The 403-nt window shown below is 52.1% G+C and carries 1 rRNA gene; it reads left to right on the top strand.

Annotation, left to right across the window (positions count from 1 at the left end):
* Positions 1–57: 57 nt before the first annotated feature.
* Positions 58–403: ribosomal RNA gene (locus D5066_RS22785) — 23S ribosomal RNA — on the top strand; the annotation flags it as partial.

Raw genomic sequence — 403 nt, 5'->3', positions numbered from 1 at the left:
GTGTGTTCGAGTCTCTCAAATTTTCGCAATCAGAAGTGAAACATCTTCGGGTTGTGAGGTTAAGCGACTAAGCGTACACGGTGGATGCCCTGGCAGTCAGAGGCGATGAAGGACGTGCTAATCTGCGAAAAGCGCCGGCGAGGTGATATGAACCTTTGACCCGGCGATGTCCGAATGGGGAAACCCAGTGCAATTCGTTGCACTATCGTTAACTGAATACATAGGTTAACGAGGCGAACCGGGGGAACTGAAACATCTAAGTACCCCGAGGAAAAGAAATCAACCGAGATTCCCCCAGTAGCGGCGAGCGAACGGGGAGCAGCCCGGAGTCTGAATCAGCTTGTGTGTTAGTGGAACGGTCTGGAAAGTCCGACGGTACAGGGTGATAGTCCCGTACACGAAA

It is taken from the genome of Enterobacter chuandaensis (assembly GCF_003594915.1).
Classification (GTDB): domain Bacteria; phylum Pseudomonadota; class Gammaproteobacteria; order Enterobacterales; family Enterobacteriaceae; genus Enterobacter; species Enterobacter chuandaensis.
The sequence above is the reverse complement of the archived record's forward strand: the minus strand, read 5'-3'. Positions and strand labels throughout refer to the sequence as shown.